At 62.0% G+C, this 17,307-nt stretch carries 20 protein-coding genes and 1 tRNA gene; 7 read left to right on the forward strand and 14 right to left on the reverse strand.

The window, feature by feature from the left end; all coding sequences use genetic code 11:
- Entirely contained in the window at positions 1-1,113 is a 1,113-nt protein-coding gene (locus NOF55_RS22775) for an ABC transporter permease (RefSeq protein WP_306413436.1), read from the forward strand.
- Positions 1,114-1,127: 14 nt separating this feature from the next.
- Here NOF55_RS22775 and NOF55_RS22780 read toward each other — a convergent pair whose 3' ends face one another.
- From NOF55_RS22780 to NOF55_RS22815, 8 genes are all read right to left on the reverse strand, one after another.
- On the reverse strand, positions 1,128-3,182 hold the full coding sequence (locus tag NOF55_RS22780; RefSeq protein WP_306413437.1) for a relaxase/mobilization nuclease domain-containing protein: 2,055 nt from the start codon (positions 3,180-3,182) through the stop codon (positions 1,128-1,130).
- A gap of 313 nt (positions 3,183-3,495) precedes the next feature.
- Positions 3,496-4,419 carry a lytic transglycosylase domain-containing protein gene (locus tag NOF55_RS22785; protein ID WP_306413453.1) on the reverse strand — a complete coding sequence of 308 codons (924 nt, stop codon included), beginning with the start codon at positions 4,417-4,419 and terminating at the stop codon, positions 3,496-3,498.
- A 5-nt stretch (positions 4,420-4,424) separates the two neighbouring features.
- Positions 4,425-4,769, reverse strand: coding sequence for a DUF736 domain-containing protein (locus NOF55_RS22790; RefSeq protein WP_306413454.1), 345 nt, complete (start codon positions 4,767-4,769; stop codon positions 4,425-4,427).
- Between the two features lie 68 nt (positions 4,770-4,837).
- Complete coding sequence (locus tag NOF55_RS22795; protein WP_306413438.1) at positions 4,838-5,383, reverse strand: S26 family signal peptidase; 546 nt, start codon at positions 5,381-5,383, stop codon at positions 4,838-4,840.
- Complete coding sequence (locus tag NOF55_RS22800) at positions 5,380-5,898, reverse strand: DUF2840 domain-containing protein (protein WP_306413439.1); 519 nt, start codon at positions 5,896-5,898, stop codon at positions 5,380-5,382. The genes NOF55_RS22795 and NOF55_RS22800 overlap by 4 nt, the downstream gene beginning before the upstream one ends.
- Positions 5,895-7,238, reverse strand: coding sequence for a DNA cytosine methyltransferase (locus NOF55_RS22805; protein WP_306413440.1), 1,344 nt, complete (start codon positions 7,236-7,238; stop codon positions 5,895-5,897). The genes NOF55_RS22800 and NOF55_RS22805 overlap by 4 nt, the downstream gene beginning before the upstream one ends.
- Complete coding sequence (locus NOF55_RS22810) at positions 7,235-8,263, reverse strand: replication initiator protein A (RefSeq protein WP_306413441.1); 1,029 nt, start codon at positions 8,261-8,263, stop codon at positions 7,235-7,237. Before NOF55_RS22810 ends, NOF55_RS22805 begins: the two co-directional genes overlap by 4 nt.
- On the reverse strand, positions 8,264-8,533 hold the full coding sequence (locus NOF55_RS22815) for a helix-turn-helix transcriptional regulator (protein WP_306413442.1): 270 nt from the start codon (positions 8,531-8,533) through the stop codon (positions 8,264-8,266).
- Positions 8,534-8,888: 355 nt separating this feature from the next.
- On the opposite strand from NOF55_RS22815, the gene NOF55_RS22820 reads away from it, so the two are divergent.
- On the forward strand, positions 8,889-9,494 hold the full coding sequence (locus NOF55_RS22820) for a hypothetical protein (RefSeq protein ID WP_306413443.1): 606 nt from the start codon (positions 8,889-8,891) through the stop codon (positions 9,492-9,494).
- Between the two features lie 113 nt (positions 9,495-9,607).
- Here NOF55_RS22820 and NOF55_RS22825 read toward each other — a convergent pair whose 3' ends face one another.
- The 3 genes from NOF55_RS22825 to NOF55_RS22835 form a co-directional block, all read right to left on the reverse strand.
- Positions 9,608-10,126 carry a DUF2285 domain-containing protein gene (locus NOF55_RS22825; RefSeq protein ID WP_306413444.1) on the reverse strand — a complete coding sequence of 173 codons (519 nt, stop codon included), beginning with the start codon at positions 10,124-10,126 and terminating at the stop codon, positions 9,608-9,610.
- Positions 10,127-10,178: 52 nt separating this feature from the next.
- Positions 10,179-10,520 (reverse strand): transcriptional regulator domain-containing protein, encoded by a 342-nt coding sequence (locus NOF55_RS22830; protein ID WP_306413445.1) that lies wholly within the window; start codon positions 10,518-10,520, stop codon positions 10,179-10,181.
- Positions 10,521-11,046: 526 nt separating this feature from the next.
- Positions 11,047-11,718 carry a DNA methyltransferase gene (locus tag NOF55_RS22835; protein ID WP_306413446.1) on the reverse strand — a complete coding sequence of 224 codons (672 nt, stop codon included), beginning with the start codon at positions 11,716-11,718 and terminating at the stop codon, positions 11,047-11,049.
- Positions 11,719-12,216: 498 nt separating this feature from the next.
- Here NOF55_RS22835 and NOF55_RS22840 point away from each other — a divergent pair, with 498 nt between their 5' ends.
- Complete coding sequence (locus NOF55_RS22840) at positions 12,217-12,516, forward strand: DNA -binding domain-containing protein (RefSeq protein ID WP_370869047.1); 300 nt, start codon at positions 12,217-12,219, stop codon at positions 12,514-12,516.
- Positions 12,517-12,770: 254 nt separating this feature from the next.
- On the opposite strand, the gene NOF55_RS22845 is transcribed toward NOF55_RS22840, so the two are convergent.
- Positions 12,771-13,808, reverse strand: a complete 1,038-nt coding sequence (locus NOF55_RS22845) for a hypothetical protein (RefSeq protein ID WP_306413448.1) — start codon at positions 13,806-13,808, stop codon at positions 12,771-12,773.
- Positions 13,809-14,121: 313 nt separating this feature from the next.
- A complete protein-coding gene (locus tag NOF55_RS22850) occupies positions 14,122-14,385 on the reverse strand; it encodes a DUF6429 family protein (protein ID WP_306413449.1) in 264 nt (87 codons plus the stop codon).
- Positions 14,386-14,533: 148 nt separating this feature from the next.
- Between NOF55_RS22850 and NOF55_RS22855 the strand changes: the two genes are divergently transcribed.
- The 4 genes from NOF55_RS22855 to NOF55_RS22870 all read left to right on the forward strand — a co-directional run bounded on the left by NOF55_RS22855 (position 14,534) and on the right by NOF55_RS22870 (position 17,224).
- A complete protein-coding gene (locus NOF55_RS22855) occupies positions 14,534-14,743 on the forward strand; it encodes a hypothetical protein (RefSeq protein WP_306413450.1) in 210 nt (69 codons plus the stop codon).
- A gap of 66 nt (positions 14,744-14,809) precedes the next feature.
- Entirely contained in the window at positions 14,810-15,064 is a 255-nt protein-coding gene (locus NOF55_RS22860) for a type II toxin-antitoxin system prevent-host-death family antitoxin (RefSeq protein WP_306413451.1), read from the forward strand.
- Between the two features lie 10 nt (positions 15,065-15,074).
- Complete coding sequence (locus tag NOF55_RS22865) at positions 15,075-15,500, forward strand: hypothetical protein (RefSeq protein ID WP_306413452.1); 426 nt, start codon at positions 15,075-15,077, stop codon at positions 15,498-15,500.
- A gap of 26 nt (positions 15,501-15,526) precedes the next feature.
- On the forward strand, positions 15,527-17,224 hold the full coding sequence (locus tag NOF55_RS22870) for a recombinase family protein (RefSeq protein ID WP_306413455.1): 1,698 nt from the start codon (positions 15,527-15,529) through the stop codon (positions 17,222-17,224).
- Here the strand turns inward: NOF55_RS22870 and NOF55_RS22875 are convergent.
- Positions 17,181-17,257, reverse strand: a tRNA-Met gene (locus NOF55_RS22875). The genes NOF55_RS22870 and NOF55_RS22875 overlap by 44 nt on opposite strands.
- Between the last annotated feature and the right edge of the window lie 50 nt (positions 17,258-17,307).

A 17,307-nucleotide genomic window follows, 5' to 3' on the forward strand; every position in this document is an offset into this window, starting at 1 on the left:
ATGTGGTGGACAAGGCTCAGGGCGCTGATCGTCAAGGAACTGCTAGCGGTCCTTCGTGATCCCAAAAGCCGCATCATCATCATCGTTCCTCCCATCATCCAGCTTGTCGTCTTCTCCTTCGCGGCGACGCTGGAAGTGCGGAATGTGGATGTCATGGTGCTGAATCGCGACGCTGGTCGCTGGGGGCATGAGATCGTCCGGCGGATCGAAGGCGCCCCGACCTTCCGAAGCATCACGCACGCGGCGTCGCCGGATGAGTTGCGCAAGGCCATCGACGAGCAAACCGTTCTGGCGGCGATCCAGATAAGCCCGACCTTTTCGCGAGATATCGAAGCTGCACTCCCGACCGACATCCAGATCATCCTCGACGGCCGCCGCTCCAACGCCGCGCAGATCGTCAGCGGCTATCTCAACCAGATCGTCAATTCGGTGGCGGCCGAAACTCCTGCTGGACAGCGCGCCGCGCCGGGCGCGATCAGCATCGTGCCGCGAAACTGGTTCAACCCCAATCTCGAATTCCGGTGGTTCATGGTGCCCAATCTTGTCGGAGCCATCGCATTGCTGATCGGTCTGATCGTCACGGCGCTATCCATTGCCCGCGAGCGGGAGCTGGGCACGTTCGACCAGCTTATGGTGTCGCCTTTGCGCACGCACGAAATCCTGATCGGTAAGCTCACCCCGCCCATGCTGATCGGGCTGTTCCACATCACCGTCTATGTTCTTGCGGCGGTGTTCATCTTCGGGATTCCGCTTCGAGGATCGCTCTCGCTCCTTTATGGCAGCGCGATCTTTTTCCTCGCCTCCGTGGTCGGAATCGGCCTGTTCATATCAGCGCTTTCGATGACGCAACAGCAGGCCATTCTCGGCGCTTTTCTGTTCATGGTTCCCGCGATGCTGCTGTCCGGCTTCGCCACGCCCATCGAGAACATGCCGGAATGGCTACAGCCCATAACGCTGGTCAACCCGCTGCGCTATTTCCTTGTCGTCGTCAGGGGAGTGTTCCTCAAGGATATTCCCGTGGCGGAAGTTGTCGCCAACACGATTCCGCTTGTGGCGATAGCGGTTCTTACGCTCTCGGCCGCAGCATGGCTGTTCCGCAAACGAATGGAATAGCTGGGTGCTGGCTTTCAAAGTCCCATCCCTCTCTGCCGCCCCAACTGCCACGAAACCGAACCGCCCTGCATGATGCCGGAAACCTCACGGCCGAGTTGACGGTCGATGACCGGCCGCCATGGGACAAGGGTGAACTCATGGCTCTTCTCGACGATGGCGAACTTGCCGCTCGATAGCTGCACGGTTCCGGTAAACTTACCACTGACGCTCTCGCCGTCCGCCGCTGCACGGAACGGCAGCCCCTTGCTCTCCGCCATCTCCGCGCCGATGCGGGCTACCTCACGCTCGCGCAAGGTAGCGAGAAGATTCCGCCGGTAGAAGACACGACCGTTCTGCTGGCGGATGGCGTCGCCCTGGTCGATATGATGTTCGCGGCGCTGGTCCATCGCCTCGCGGACCTGCTGCCCGAAGCCGGCCGACGCGAGGTCGGATGCGTCAGGCGCAACCAGCCGCCGGTCGAGCCAGGTCGCGCCGTCCGCCCCGATCTGGTTCTCCAGATCGAAGGTCGAAACGATGCGGATGGTAGCCTGCCCGTTGCGCCGGGCGTCATGGTCGGCCGCCCTTGCCTCGAAGTCCTCGGGGATACGCCATTGGTCGGCGTCGATGCGCTCGGCGATGCCGGCGCGGCGCAGCGCCTCCAGTCGCCGGACATGAGCATCGACGAAACCCTCATAGTCGCCCCCCGGAACGCGGCCCTCGAACCTCGCCTGCTCCAGATGCCGGCTCGGCCGGTAGATGCCGTCTTCCGCCATGCCGGCGATAGCGTGATCGGACGGGCGGCTTGCCGTGTCGGGCGGGCCGATCTCGATCACGCTGCCGATGCGGGCCTCGTCCAGTCGTGACGGTTCGATGCCGGGGACATGATGGGTGCGACCATCGATCCCGTCGATGACGACGGTGAGGTTTTCGCCCAGCTCGTTCGTCAGATACTTGTCGACGACACGGCCGGTGATCGGCGTCTCGGGCGCGGCGTCGTGGATGTGGAAGGTCATCGGATCACGGTCATGACCATCGGCGCGCAACGCCTTCTGCATATTGCGGATGATGTCGCCACGCTCGCCCATCTCGCGCAGGGTCGGCTCCATGCGCTCGCTCAACTCCCAGACACCCGGCGCATGCTCGGTGGCGAGGCCCATCTGCTCCAGCCTGGCGAGGCGGCGCAGGCGCAGCGTGCGGTCGAACTGCCGCTTCGGTTCGTCCGGCTCATGGCGAAGGTCGATGAAGCGGCCATCGGCTTCCTCTCCCATTGCCCGGTCGATGCGGGTGAAACGGTCCTGGTCGATCTCGGCCGAGAGTTTGCGGGCCTGCTCGATCTCGGTGACGGGGCCGAGTTCGAGCGTCGCCAGTTCGCTCGCGCGCTCGCGGATGCCGTGGACGAGATAATCGCCGTTGATGACCAGATCCTCGCCCAGATCGTCCTTTCCCCGGACGATGACATGCACATGCGGATGGCCGGTGTTGTAGTGGTTGACCGCGACCCAATCGAGTTTCGTGCCGAGGTCGGCTTCGATCCGGCCCATCAGATCGCGGGTGAAGCCGTTGAGGTCGCTCATGTCGGCGCCATCCTCCGGCGCGACGATGAATCGGAACTGGTGGCGATCATCCTTGCCGCGGTCGATAAAGACGTCGCCATCGGCGCGGTCCTCGGTGGCCGAATAGAGCTGGCCGCGCTCTCCGTCGCGCGAGGTGCCGTCGCGCTGGATGTAGCGCAGATGGGCGGCGGCGCGACCGTTCTTCCATGCCCCCCGGACGGCGCGCTGTTTGAAAACGACGCGGCGGCTGCCGGGCTGGCGGTGGCTCCATCCGCCCGACAGGTTGCGGGCGCGCACGAAGGCCGCGCCGCGGCCCCGTCTCACACCCCGGCCACTATCCAGAACACCGTGGGGGCCGGAAGTGGCGGATCGGCGCGCGCTGCCCTTGCCCGAGATTCCGCGCGACGGGGTTCCTCCATGCTGACGGGCGATTTTCTTGACCTGGGTGAAGAAGCTCTTCGTGCCGCCGACGCCGCGCGCGTCGGAGCGGATGCGGCCGGGCTTCGGCCGGAAGCGATCCTCGTCGTCGGCGCTCATGGCCGATGCCCCGCCGCGAAAAGCGGAAAAACACCCGATTCCGGCCGATGGTGCCGCTTGAAACCCAGCAAAGCCAAGGCTTTGCGCCTTCCAGCGGCACGCGGCCTAAAAAACCGGGGTGCCGCGCGCCCCGCCCCCAACCAGTGTGCAGACAACAGCAATTTCCGAAACCGGGCGAACGGAGTGCCGGTTTCTTCAATCTTGCCCTCCGAAAATCCCGCCCTTTCCGCCCCTTCTGCCGGGAATCCAACCAGACGCCAACGCACCTGACTGGACACCGAAACGCGCGCGACCGGGCGCGGGAACGCCGCCCTCATGGCGTTCCCCCGTTGTCGGCGCGGGCAACGAAAATGCTGCCGTCCTGCGACTCCGTGCGGACAGGATCGCGCGCCGGAATGGTCGCGCGGGTGTCGCCGGATTGCGCTGCGGACGGCGGCGCAGCAGCAATCCGCCTGTCATTCGGGTGTGTGACGAATAGCGGAGCCTCGCGCCAGTCGGGTGGCGGTGCAGGTGCCGCGACGGGCGATGCCGATGCAGCCGCGCCGCCGACAACCGGCACCAGAGCAGCGACATAGGCGCGGGTTTCGGCGGGCAATGTCCGGCCCGTCGAAAGATATTCGTCATAGCGGCCGGGACCGGCATTGTAGGCCGCCAGCATCGCCGCGACATTGCCGTAACGGTCCCACATTGCGCGCAGATAAGCCGCGCCCGCCATGATGTTGTCGTGCGGGTCGTAGGGATCGCGGCCGAGCTGGTGGCGGACACGCAAGCTCGCCCAGGTATCGGGCATCACCTGCATCAATCCCATCGCGCCGGCTGATGAGATGGCCCACACGTCGCCCGCGCTCTCGGCGCGTAGCACGGCGTGAATCCAGTGTTCGGGAATGCCGAAGCGCTTCGACGCCTCGGTGATGTGCGCGGCATAGGGATCGGCGGCGGCCGGGCGAACAATCGGCGCAGATTGCGCGACCGCGACGCCCGATCCAGTGCAGATGGACAGCGCCCCGGCCACCAACAGAACGGCACAACACCGTGTCGTCCTGTCTCCGCCATGACACCAGACTGCCAGCGTGCTCGCTGCGGTCAAGGGTGCGCGCGAAGCGCCGGCCGATGGCCGCCCCTGACCTTCGCTGCGCGCCCCGGCCGTCCGGTGGCCGAGCGGGACAGCGGGATGAAGCAGGCTTTCCGCGAACATCGGGATGAGGTTTTTGAGCGCGGGGATGACAGGGAAACGCATGGCTCTCATGCCCGCTCATCGCGCGATTTCGGGCGATTCCAGTGCAGCGACCATGACGTGCCCGCGTCGTCGTCACGGAACAGGTTGGCGCGGATCGGCTGCGGCAAGGCGGGGTCGTCGAGCAGCACAGAGAGGTATTCGCCGGCCTTCTCGCCGTTGCGTTTCCACGCCGCGCCGACCTCCGGGCCTGTTTCGTTGCTCATGCCGTCGAAGAGGTGAACGCGATAATCCGGTGCGTTCTCCGCGCCGGACGGCTCCGCGACGATGATGATGTCCTGCTGCAAAAAGAGCGTCCCGAGGTGTCCGATGAAGCCGGTTTCCTCGCGCGTAAATTGACCGATCTGGGGCATGACAGTCTCCTTGGCGGTAAGGTTGAAAAGACCATCGGCGGGCACCGCTCCCGCTGACGGGGAAGCAGTCATTGCATCGGCGCGCGCCATTCGTAGCGACCGTCGTTGTCGGGATCGGTCCAGAGCGGGATCGCCCGGCCGATGACGGAGCTTGCGGGAATGGGGCCGAAATACCGACCGTCGAGGCTGTCCCGGACCTGCATGTTCATGAGGAAGATTTCGCCCTCAGCGATGATGCGGCAGCCCTGCCAGACGGGCAGATCGCGGCCCATGCGGTCGCGCTCCAGCGCCTCGCCCGTCTCCACGCCATCGACGGTGATCGTGGATCGCAAGCGGCAGACCCGCTGGCCCGGCAGCGCGGCGATATGCTTCAGCAGCGGCACGCCGGGGGCGATGTAACCGCGTTCGATCATGAAGGTCGCAAGCGGTTCGGGCGGGTCGACGACAACCAGATCGCCGACGAGCGGCTGCGGCTCGTCCCGCAGCGTGTAGAATCCGACCGGCACGCTGGCGCTGGCATTCCAGATCAGCCGCGGAGCGATGTCGAGAAACGACAGGCTGCCGATGGTCAGGGCCGTGAGATAGGTGGTCCAGAAATATCCGGCGGGCGTCATGGTGCGATCCTCCGGCGCTTTATCCAGGCGGCGTGCTGCTCGGGCGTATAGGCCCGCGGAGCCTCGCCGGCGGTCAGACGGTTGTGGACATGCCGCCAATGTTCCGGTGCGACTTCGGAAGGATCGAGGCCGAGAGCTTCCACCGCGTCTATCGCGGCCAGCGCCCGCTGGACCCTCGGCCAGCTATCCAGGCGCAGCAGGATATCGCCGCCGGGCCGAACGAAGGGCAGCGTCTGGAATGGCTCGCCCCGGCCGATGGCGCGCACAATGTCGATGCGCGAGGCGACCGTGCCGAAGTCGCCAGCCGCCCAGCGGACGAAGGCGAAAATGCTGCCGGGGGCGAAGCCTACGATGCTGCGGCGGCGGTCGAGAATCTGTTCGTAGCTCTTGCGGCCGAACCTGATCCAGTGCTCGATCTTCTTGCGCTGCCAGGTCAGTTCGACCAGCGTGGTGAAGGGTGCGGGGCCGTCCGGCAAGGAGCGGCCACGCGCGCCGCCGGGCGTGCGATCGGTCATTGCTCGTCTCCTGGAATGTAGTGGGGATCGCGCCCGAGCACCGCGTCGAGCGCGGCTTCGGTGCGCAGGATGGCGCGTCCGATGGCCTCGGGGATTTGGGGAAGAACGGCGTCGCCGAAGGCTTCGACGATCAGACTGGCCGCAGCCGTCCCGCGTGGACCGCCGACCGCAATGCGCGTGCCAGCCACCCAGGCGGAAAGCCCATCATCCATCCGTAGGTGACGGGCAAGGCCGCCGTTCCAGTCAGCCCATGGCTCCTGAGCATCGCCGCCAGTGCCCGCGCTCCGGCCCATTTGTCTGGCGCCCGATCCGTCATCGCACCGTCCATCACCGCGTCCATCGTCGGCGATTTCCTGCGATCGTAGGCCGGACTCCAGCCGTCCATCCGGCTGTCGCGTTTGGTCGGTGTCGGCAGGATTTCCGCCGCGTGGCGCAGCAGGTTCGGCGTGTCGATCTGCGCCTTCGCGCCGTTCTGACGCCTGCCCGTCTCGATCTCCTGGGCACTCAACCTGCGCCCGCCATTCGGCTTCACCGGCGTCGGCATCATCCCCGCATGGCGACTGGCATGACCCTGCAACTGGCTCAGCACATCCCCCCGACCGCCGCGACCCGCGTCCGTCTTCCGCGGCGTCGCCAGGATCATCCGCAGCGGATATGTCGATCCCGCCCCGCCGCCAGCGCCATCCTTCATCCCGTCCGAAGCCATCGGCGTCGGTAGCGGCCGGTTGCGGAACAGGTCGTAAAGGCCCGACTCCTTCATCGCCCGGCGCGCGCCCGATCCCCCCTCCAGACGGATGCCACCCTGCTGGGATTGGGATACGGGTGTCGGCAAGCTGCTGGGGGTCGTAACCGATGAGCCATGACCGCTTGCGGACATGGTTGGCGCCGACATCCGAAGCACCCACCACACACGGCTCGCAGGCGTAGCCGAGCGCGTCCAGCTCGCCGAGCAGCCGGTCAGCACCGCGAGTTCTGAGATTAGGGCTGTTTTCAAAAGCGAACCAGCGAGGGCGGCAATCGCCGACAAGGCGGACGGCTTCAAGGTAGAGGCCGGACCTTTCCCCGTCGATGCCCCTGCCCTTCGTGTTGGCGCTGCTGATGTCCTGGCACGGCGGGCTGCCGACGATGATGTCGGGCAGGCATCCAAGATCGGAAACAAGTCGAGCTGCCGTGAGGTCTCGGACATCCTCGTAGAGTCTGACATGGGGGTTGTTCTCTGCGTAAAGGATGCGCCGCCATTCGACGATCTCGCAGGCGGCGATGGTGAGGAAACCGGCGCGATGCAGGCCGAGCGACCAGCCTCCGGCCGCGGCGCTGAACAGATCGAGGGCGCACATCATGGCGCACCTCGCGGCACGGCACCGACACCATGGCTCGCCTGCGTGCGCGTCAAAGAAGAAGAGTTAGATTCTTTGTTAGATTCTTCTATAAAGTGTGCGGCACGATTTGCGCCTGATGTGCCGATACTGCGTGCGCCTGATGTGCCGATAGCATTCACATGGTTATCCACAGGCACTGTGGATAAGTTTTCGGGCACTATTCTCAGCAGTTCCCGCGCGTCTTCCCATTCGATCCGGAGCCGGTAGCCGGGCAGAGATTGACGTGCGGCGATCCGGCGAAGGTCGAGCGCGAAGTCTGATGGCCGTGCGAGGCTGCCGGATTTCTGGTGAAGGTGCGAAACCTCGAACGCCCAGCCCTCGGGCTGATGGCCGGCGTGCTTGCGGGCGACGCGGTAGAGCCAGCGTTCGATGCCGCCCATGAGCCGGAAATAGGCCGGGTCGATGGTCAGGACCAGCGAGCGGTCGATGACACCCTGGTAGAACCATTCGGGCAGGACAAACTCCATGCCCTCGACGCGACCGGCGCGCGTCGTCATTTCCTCCCATTCGTTGATCCACGAGAATTGCCGGCGACGCCAATGCGCACCGTTGCGGATCGTGGTGGCGATGACGGTCGATTGCAGGCGCGCGAGCGCGGATTTCAGGAGCAGGTATTGCCGGTTTCCGGTCGGCCGGCCGATGGCGCGGAGAAGCTGATACGGTGTGAAGCGGAAGAACCGTGACGTGGTAAACCCGGTGTTTTCGGCCGCGACGATCTGGCTGGCAGCCCAGATCAGCACGTCGGCGTCCCAGATCGTCGCCATGCCATGCTCGGGCATCGCGAAGACCTGCACCTCGACATCAGCGGCGTGATAGAGGATCGGTTTCGTGCGCGGCGTCTTCGCCAGCGAAAAGAACGGCCGCTCCATCAGATCGCGCTGGTCACGCGGTGATGCGTCGCCGGCGCCGACGATGAACGGGTCGAGCTTCAGGCGCTCGCTTTCCGCCGCAACCCCGCAGCGGTGGTTTCTGTAACCGCCGGACATTCAGCGGTTCCTCTGCTCGGCGGGCGTCAGGCGCCTTGCCGCAAAGACCCGGCCGGCATCCTTATCGCTGGGGGATTTGCGGGCGCCTTCCGCCGACCAGGCTTGCAGGTCGTCGACGGAATAGACCACGCGCCCGCCGATCTTGCGGTAGGTCGGGCCGGTGCCATAGGTGCGGTGCTTCTCCAGCGTGCGAAGCGAGATACCGAGAAAGCGCGCCGCGTCGGGCGTGCGCAGAAGTCGTGGGGGCAACCCCTCCAGCGGATCGGGCATGATATTCACCTCCGGTTCGTCATTGGTGCGGCTGTCGGGCAGCGACAGCGGGCTATGGCGAACCCTGGCGAAGTATCGGCGGTCTGTAGCGGGCCGTATTTGTGGGTATACTCTCGCGGCCCCCCTGATGCTGAAACCGTGACAGGTCGGGTCAGATTGCGGAAGCTGATTTGAAGGACGAGAAGCGGGCTCCGCTCGAAGGAAAACCTACCGAGGCGGAGCTAACAAGTAACGCGAAGAGCCTGTTGCGGAGGGTCGCGCATGTCAATAGGCTGAAATCAAAGGCAATGTCAGCAGTTGACCTGACTGAAAACCTGAGAATAGATCAATTATCAAGGAGACCGTTAAAGTGCCAATGGGAATTCAGATTTTCAATAGTGACGGCTCTCTGTTTTTCGAGACAGGCGCACACGTTCTAACGTCAGTGCCGGGATTCACCGAGGAAATTGGTAAAATCGCCGCTACTTGGGCGGTGGCCGAGGGACATCTTGGGTGCTATTATGCTGTCTTGCTTGAAACTACACCTGACGATGCGCTGAAACAACTTGGAAAACAGGGCGCTTCGCAAGTAACAAAGAATTCCGAGGCGATTGCCAAAGAAAAACTGTCTGGAAATGAACTGGTTACGCTGCTGGATCTGCTGAATAAGTTGGATTCCGTGCGTAACCGTCGCAATCGTGTTCAGCATGACATCTGGAGCCGACGCGCAGGAGAAGCTCACATCCTCTATGCGGTGCATGTCGACGATTATAGGCGCTTGTTCCTTGAGATGGCAGAGAATGCAAAGGATACTGACCAAGCTGCCGGAGCTGATCGCTCTATTACTGCCGCCAATAAGTATGCCGCGAATGCCGCGAATGCATTTACGCTGGAAAGTCTGAAAACTTTGCGGACGGATATTGAACTCGTGTCAACAGATCTCATTAAAGCTTTTTTTGAGAAATTGAATATAGGAGGGTGACGCGTGCACCTTTGTTCTTGACACTGGGACTCGTCATGAAACTGACCGTTCTATCCCGCAAATCGGACTCTGCGTCCCGTCGCGCTCGGTCTGTTTTTCTGGCGCGGATGATTTCATGATCGGCGACGGGTGAGCTTGACCGGGTAATGCAGCAGGAGGCGATAGCCGCCCTGCATCATGTAGACAGCGTGGGCGACAAGGCGGCGGGCCTGGTTCCGGCGCGGATCGATTTCCCAATCCTCCTTGGTGCCGCGAAAGCCGAGCAGCACCTCGGCGATGGTCCGGTAGCTTTCACCATGCTGGCGCGCGTCGAGCGCCCGAAGCGACAGGGTGTGAAACTGCCGTAGCTGCTCCGGCATGGTGCGAAACGGACTGCCGGGCGAGCGGCCGTTCAATGCGCGCCAGAAGCGCCGGGCCGCATGCACGCGCAGCTCGAACAAAGCATCCAGCGGCAAGGTGACGACGAAACGGGCCACCATTTCGGGCGGCGCACCGACCAGCCAGAACTGATGTGTCGCCCCGTTCGCCGTCCAGATGCCATGCCAGCCGTCCTCGGCGGAACGCAGGTCGATCCCGGCAAGACGGGTCAGGGCGACAGACGTGACGGTATCATCCGCGATGTCGGGCGACATGGTTTCCAGACGCAGGGCTTCCGGGTGCAGACGCGGCAGCCAGAACAGCGATTCACGATCCGGCGGAATGTTTGGATCGCGCGGGAAATCGCAATCCCCACCGTTGCGAGAACACCGACAGCGACTGCGACTGCGCCGCCGGTTTCCTCATGCGTCTTATCTTCTGGAAGTCGCGATGATAGTCATCGTCACGACGAAGATAGTCCCAGGCGAAGCCGGCGGCGGGGATGCTATGCGTATGCCGATACGCTGCCGGTGAACGCCAATCTATGCTCAGCATGGCGATACTCTCCACAATTCGGGCAATACAGATCAATTCCCGAACAGAGAGGCTTGCCGATATTCGCCTTTCTTTAAAGACGGAATAGGCCGATACCTTGATGGAGTAAGCCAATCAAAAATACTTACTTTTCCTAAACATTCCCGAAGGGATTCCGCGAGCCGGGCGGAGCACGGCGAGCGCGGATTTTCTCTCATCCGGACCTCGGAACGCGCGACAGCCGCCGATCCGGCAGGGATCGGCGGCGATGATGCTTCGGGATTGGTGACGGCTTACGGCCGCAGCCAGCGCCATGCCTCGTCCGATCCAGCCCGGCGATATGACAGGCGGCGGCATCGGAACGGGGTCCAAGCGTAATTCAGCGGCTCGAAGCCATGCCACCAGTCCGCATCTATGTCGCCGCAACGGCCCTCGAACAACAGATTTCCGGTTGCGTCATAAAGCCGGAACTCCATTGGCAGGGCGTCGCCCTGTTCCGGGGCTCCGCGGGCGGGGGCGCCGTTTGCATCCTCGCCCAAGCCGATGCAGCCGCCATGATGATCGACCGTAACAATCCAGCGCATGGTGAAAATCCTTTCGTGAGAAGCTGGGGAAAGGCAGCGCCCGCGCTTAGGGCGCGCGCTGCGGAAAGGGGGACGACTTACGCCGCCGCCCTGCTGTGCTGCCGGAACGCCAGCCGCTTGCCGGCCGTGCGGGAATGATTGCCGTCCAGTTCGATGCCGGTCCAGTCGCGGCCAAGCTGCTGCGCTGCCGCCAGAGTGGAACCGGAACCGCAGAACGGGTCCAGCACCAGTTCGCCCGGCTTCGTGAAAGCCTCGATCAGCGGGCGCAATGCCTCGACCGGCTTCTGGGTCGGATGCAGCTTGTTGCCGGTATAGGGAAAGTCCAGCACATCGGGGATGGGATTGTCGGGCAGGGAAACATTGCCCTTCGCCAGCAAATACGCCTGTTCGTGCTCATAGCGAAGGAACCGGGAAGATGAGGCATAACGCTTGCGGAACACCAGATGCCCGACAACGCGAAAGCCTGCCGCCTTCCATGCGTCCATGAACAGATCGACCTTGTTCCAGCCGTAGAAGGAAACGGCAAAACCGCCATCCTTCAAGACACGGTGCATCTGGTTGAAGGCGGGGCGAAGCCAGCGGCCGTTGTCGTCATTGGCGACGGTGCGGCCCTGCCGGTCGCGGAAGCGGGTCACATAGGGCGGGTCGGTCAGGATGAAATCCACCGTTCCCCGGTCGAAAGACCGCATGGCGTCGATGCAATCGGCGTTGATGATGAGATTGCGAGGGGTGTTTGCATTGTCGGTCATAGCCACTTTCCTTTCATTGGCCTGGGTTTCGACTGCCCTTCTGGGCGCGTCTGAAACCCTGCCTCGCGGCGAGCAGCAGGTGTGCAAGCGGAAGGAGGCTTCGCGGGGAACCGGCTGCACGGAGCGCGCTCGCGCGTGGAGGAAGCTGGGCGGAAGCCTCTTGAAGTGCGCCGAGGGCGGAGCCCTAAGCCTTCTCCTGATTGTTTCCGTTTAAGATTCGGCGGGACTTTCCGTTTCTTACGGGCTAAATTGCCCATAGAGCAGACGCGCTGCTCCGGGGCGTCGAAACCCCTGACTAGTGGTTGTTGCCGGCCGAAACGGCAACGCACTCCTTGACCTATGGTCGGGGAGCCTGTGGCGTATACAACAGGCTTTCCGAGCTAAAGGCCATGGGGCCGTCTAGTCACGGTTTCGAACTCCCCGATCACCAGGGTTAAGCGAGGATTGTTTGCGGGGGCGCACCGCGGACATCATCCTTCAGGCAGGGGAGACAAGCCGATGCGTGTCCGGCCAGAACTCGATCCCGATGTCGAAGACGAGGCCCCGACCGGCCCCGACATCACCATTTACGACGAAGAGCATTTCGTGACCTACCTGCGCCTGCTCGACGCCCAGACCGACAACGCCGACTGGACCGAAGTTGCCCGCATCGTGCTGCACCGCGATCCGGTTGCCGACGAAACGCGCTCCCGCCGGTGTTGGGAAAGCCATCTCGCCCGTGCGCGATGGATGACGAAGGTAGGCTATCGGCGGATACTGGAACAAGCCGTGGAGGAAGCTCGTTGTGGCCAGCATTGACGCGGCAGCATACCCAAAAGCACCTTAATGACACTTTGAACTCAAACTGGAAAATCGAATAGCCAGGATGCTGCAAGGGCAACCGGCTTGTGATACCAACCTCGGCACAAACATTCAGGTCAGTCTGATTACTGGACCGCAACTTACTGAAATCAATATTCCAATGCCCGAACGTTATTTCGGCGAAACTATAAGCAGGGTTTTAGAACTTATGAGGCATGGCGAAGCAATATTGTTCTAGAGCTATCAGCTTTCTACTTTGCATCTATATTTTCTGACAGTGACTGCGCCTTATTGATCGTCGTCTCCATCGCCTTTTTTACCGATGAATCGTATTCGGAAAGCGAAACCAGAAGTCGAGAGGTTGTCAATAGGAGATCAGATATTTGAGTTTTTCTCGCATCTTGAAAAACATTTCCGCTTGGCTCAAAGTTGATGAAAAGTTCAGCCAGCCTTTCCATCCACCTTGGCTTCCCTGTAATCCACAAATCTTCGAACTCTCCGAAGCCCATAATATCAAACTTCCGGGACCCGGAACTTGCTATAACGAGCATTGCGTCTCCAATTGCGGCCTGCCAGTCCCTGTATATCCATGTCTGATGTATTGAGAGAATTTCGATCAAACTACGTAATTCTGACCCTTGAATATCTAGGCGTACATCATCTGATCCTGCATGCTCTTTAATTTCATGCAATATTTTTAAAATACACTCTTCAGCTTCATGAGCACTAAGGGTCCGCACACCCTTCGATTTCTCTGCACCAAGGGTTTTGTCCAAGATATTTTCGACACGTAAAGCTAGATATTCCTTCTCGATCTGCTCCGGATGCTTTACATGAAGTAAGTCCATAACTTTCTCTAGTCTCTGAATTTCTACGGACTTCCCGTCCGCTAGCACACTTCTGAACTCTCCCATCGCAACCCTGAGGCGGTCACTTTCCAGAAAATCCACTGAACGTAAAGTTAACAGTTCGCGTTCGAATCCGCGAAACCATGCTATTACCACAGCGAGCCTATACACAGTGCTGATGCGCTTGTATTCCGCATAGTTGGATGAACCGGCAGGTTGGCTAAGGTATGCTCCACGGCCTGGCTTGTTGATTATTTCATCCAATCGCCACAATAGGTCTTGCAGGGAAACTGCAATCGGACGCACGTAATCGCTATAAATTGCCTCTTCGGATTTCCGCTTCGTTCTCACCTCATTGATGCGAGGCAGGAATAAATCTCGCAAAAGTATGGTGATGAGGGCCGTTATTGCACCAACAACGGCAGGGAGGATAACTATCACCCGACATCCCTTCTCTCATAGAGTTTTTATTTTCTACGCTCATAAACCTTATGCCATGAGCGATTCCAAATTTTTAGGGCGCCCCACTGTCACTTCGTATTACACTTCCAAGAAGTTCGACCATGCAAGAGCGCCCGCCTTGTAGCAGATGAAATCTGTACAGGGTGCCTTCCTCCCTCATCGACGCTTGAGGTCCGCACCTTGGGCGTCTGCTTCTGCGTATCACCGCCGTTCAGTACCGCCTAGACTGGCACAGGCAGCGAACAACAGCCTCTCCCCGCATTACTACCGCTCGTGCCGTCCTGCAAAGGAGTCATTTGTCAACATCATGCGGGTGCATTCCAGCCTTGCCTTCGACGCCGAACATTTCCCGGAAGAGCTTCTCCGACCGTGCGATGCCTTCTTCGGTAAGCCAGACGGATTTCGCCTTGTTGACCGGATCGACGATGAAGCGCTTCTCGTGCAGCCGGTTCATCGCGCTCCAGTCGAACCCCTTCCAGGCGCGGCCGTCGCGGTCGAGCGTCAGGTAAAGCAGCGCGAGAATCGCGTCGTCTATCTTGTCCCTGTCGATCTCCATTGCAGGATATTCTCCCGGTTACAGACCATCCCTTTTCTACGCCATGGTATCCTATTCACCGCACGGCTGCGATCAGGGGCTTTTCTTTCAAGCGCGAGCGGCTCTTCGATTGTCCCCGCCCCTTCCGGGCACGGGATTTCTGGAGACGATGGCGCTCAAACGCGACAGGATCAGCATCGAGGTCTTCGGACCTTCGGCGGAGCCGGAACCGGCGCGGAGCGGTGCGAGCCGCGCCGACGAGGCGGTCCTGATCCTCGCCCGGCTGATCGGCCGCCAGATCGCCCGCGAGGAGTTCGAGCGCAAGCTGGCTGCCGAACGCAAGGCCGGAAGAAAGCGGCCGGAACCCGGCGATGCGTGATGTTTCCCTTGCAATAAGACGCATTACACGTATAATTCAGGCATCCCATTTGAAAGGATGCCCGCCATGCCCTCAGTCGGTTCTCTGGAGTTTCAACGCAAGTTCGGCGACCACATGCATCAGGCGCAGCGCGAGCCGGTGGAGATCACCCGGCACGGGCGCCGCGAGTTCGTGCTGATGTCGGCCGACCACTATGACTGGCTCCGCGCCGCCGCGCAGCGGACCCACCGCACGGCGGATGCCGCCGATGTGGTGATCGACGCCGTGGAGCGGGCCGAGATGGACCCGGAACACGCCCATCTCGACGACCTGCTGAAGTAAGGCGGGCGACGTGGCGATCCCTGAACCCAAGCCCGGCCTTGTCCTCCGCTACGATTACCTCTGGACGCATGAGGCTGCCGCCGGCCAGGATCAGGGCAAGGATCGCCCGACCTGCCTCGTCGCCGCGACCGATGCGCTTGTGCGCCCCCGCCATGTGGTGCTGCTGCCGATCACCCACACCCCGCCCTCCGGCGATACGGTCGGCATCGAGATCCCCTTGAGGGTGAAGCAGGCCATCGGCCTCGACGATGCGCCGAGCTGGGTGATCGTCTCGGAGCACAATATCGACGAATGGCCCAATGGCGGGCTGTCGCCGGTGCCCGGCAAGCCGGGCGAGTTCGCCTACGGCTTCATCCCGCCGGGGCTGTTTGCGAAGATCAGGGCCAGTTTCCTTGAACTGGCAAAGCAGAAGAAGAGCGGCGCGATGCACCGCTGACCATGGAGTTCTGAAAGGATCGACCGATGACCCGTGTTGCTCTTTATGCCCGCTACTCCGACGAGAAGCAGCGCTCCGCCTCGATCGAGGATCAGTTTCGCATCAGCCGCGAACAGGCGAAGCGCGAAGGCTGGAAGGTCGTCGGCACCTATAAGGACGCGGCGATCTCGGGATCGAGCATGATCCTGCGGCCCGGCATCCAGATGCTGTTGCAGGATGCGCAGGCGGGTCAGTTCGACATGGTGCTGGCCGAGGCACTGGACCGCATTTCCCGCGACCAGGCCGATGTGGCGACCTTCTTCAAGCACCTGAAGTTCGCCGGCGTGCCGATCGTCACGCTGGCCGAGGGCGAGATCAGCGAGTTGCACGTTGGCCTCAAGGGCACGATGAACGCGTTGTTCCTCAAAGACCTTGCCGCCAAGACGCATCGCGGCATTCGTGGCCGCGTCGAGGACGGCAAATCAGGGGGCGGGCTTTGCTATGGCTATAATGTCGTCAAACAGCTTGATGCCCGTGGCGATCCGATACGGGGTGATCGGGAGATCAACGAGGCTGAAGCCATCATCGTGCGGCGCGTGTTCCGCGACTTCGCCGCCGGCGTCGGCCCCCGCACCATCGCGCGTACGCTGAACGAGGAAGGCGTGCCCGGCCCCGGTGGCAAGCCCTGGGGCGACACCACGATCCGGGGCCACGTGAAGCGCGGCACGGGCCTTGTGAACAACGAGCTTTATATCGGCCGCCTGATCTGGAACCGGCTGCGCTACATCAAGGACCCCTCGACCGGAAAGCGCGTCTCGCGGCTCAACCCGGAATCGGAATGGATCGTCAAGGATGTGCCGGAGCTGCGGATCGTCGACGAAGACCTCTGGCAGGCCGTGCGTGAGCGACAGGGCGTGATCGCCGAGAAGTTTGCCAACGTCACTGAGGCTGTGCGCGCGCATCACAGGAAGAACCGGCTGAACGGCGCGCGGCGTCCGAAGTCTCTGCTGTCGGGGCTGGTGTTCTGCGGCTGCTGCGGTGGCCCCTACTCGCTGCGCGGCGCCGATCGCTTCGCCTGCTCGAACCACATCGGCAAGGGCACCTGCTCCAACAGCCGCGGCATTGCGCGTGAGGACCTGGAGACCCGCGTGCTGGCCGGACTGAAGGACCGGATGATGGCACCCGAGGTCGCGGCCGAGGCGATGCGCGCCTATGCGGAAGAGACGAACCGGCTGAACCGGGAACGCCGCTCGAACGGCGACGCCTGGAAGACAGAACTGGTGAAGGTCGAGAAGCAGATCAGGGGCATCATCGAGGCGATCAAGGCCGGCATGTTCCATGAGAGCATGAAGGGCGAGATGACCGCGCTCGAAGCGCGCAAGAAGGAACTGGCAGAGCTTCTGGCCGAGGTGCCGGAAGACGTGCCGGACATCCTGCCGAGCGCATCGGCGATCTATGCCAAGAAGGTCGCGGCGCTGACCGCCGCGCTGGCCCGGCCCGACGAACGGCCGCAGGCCGCGGAGGCTCTGCGGATGCTGATCGAGAAGATCGTCCTGACACCGGGACCGGAACGCGGCGAAATCTACGCCACATTGCATGGCGAGTTGCGGACAATCCTCGAATGGACGGAGCGGCAAGCTGTTAGAAAGACGTCTAAAACGACAAAACCCGCGGGGCTATCCGCGGGAATGTCTGAATCGGTGGTTGCGGGGGCAGGATTTGAACCTGCGGCCTTCAGGTTATGAGCCTGACGAGCTACCGGGCTGCTCCACCCCGCGTTATGGTTTTGCCTTTGGGCGTTTTTCTGCCTGGGTCCGCGTTTTTTGTT

Origin of the sequence: Ectorhizobium quercum (genome assembly GCF_026552795.1) — a bacterium.
In the GTDB taxonomy this organism is placed as follows: domain Bacteria; phylum Pseudomonadota; class Alphaproteobacteria; order Rhizobiales; family Rhizobiaceae; genus Ectorhizobium; species Ectorhizobium quercum.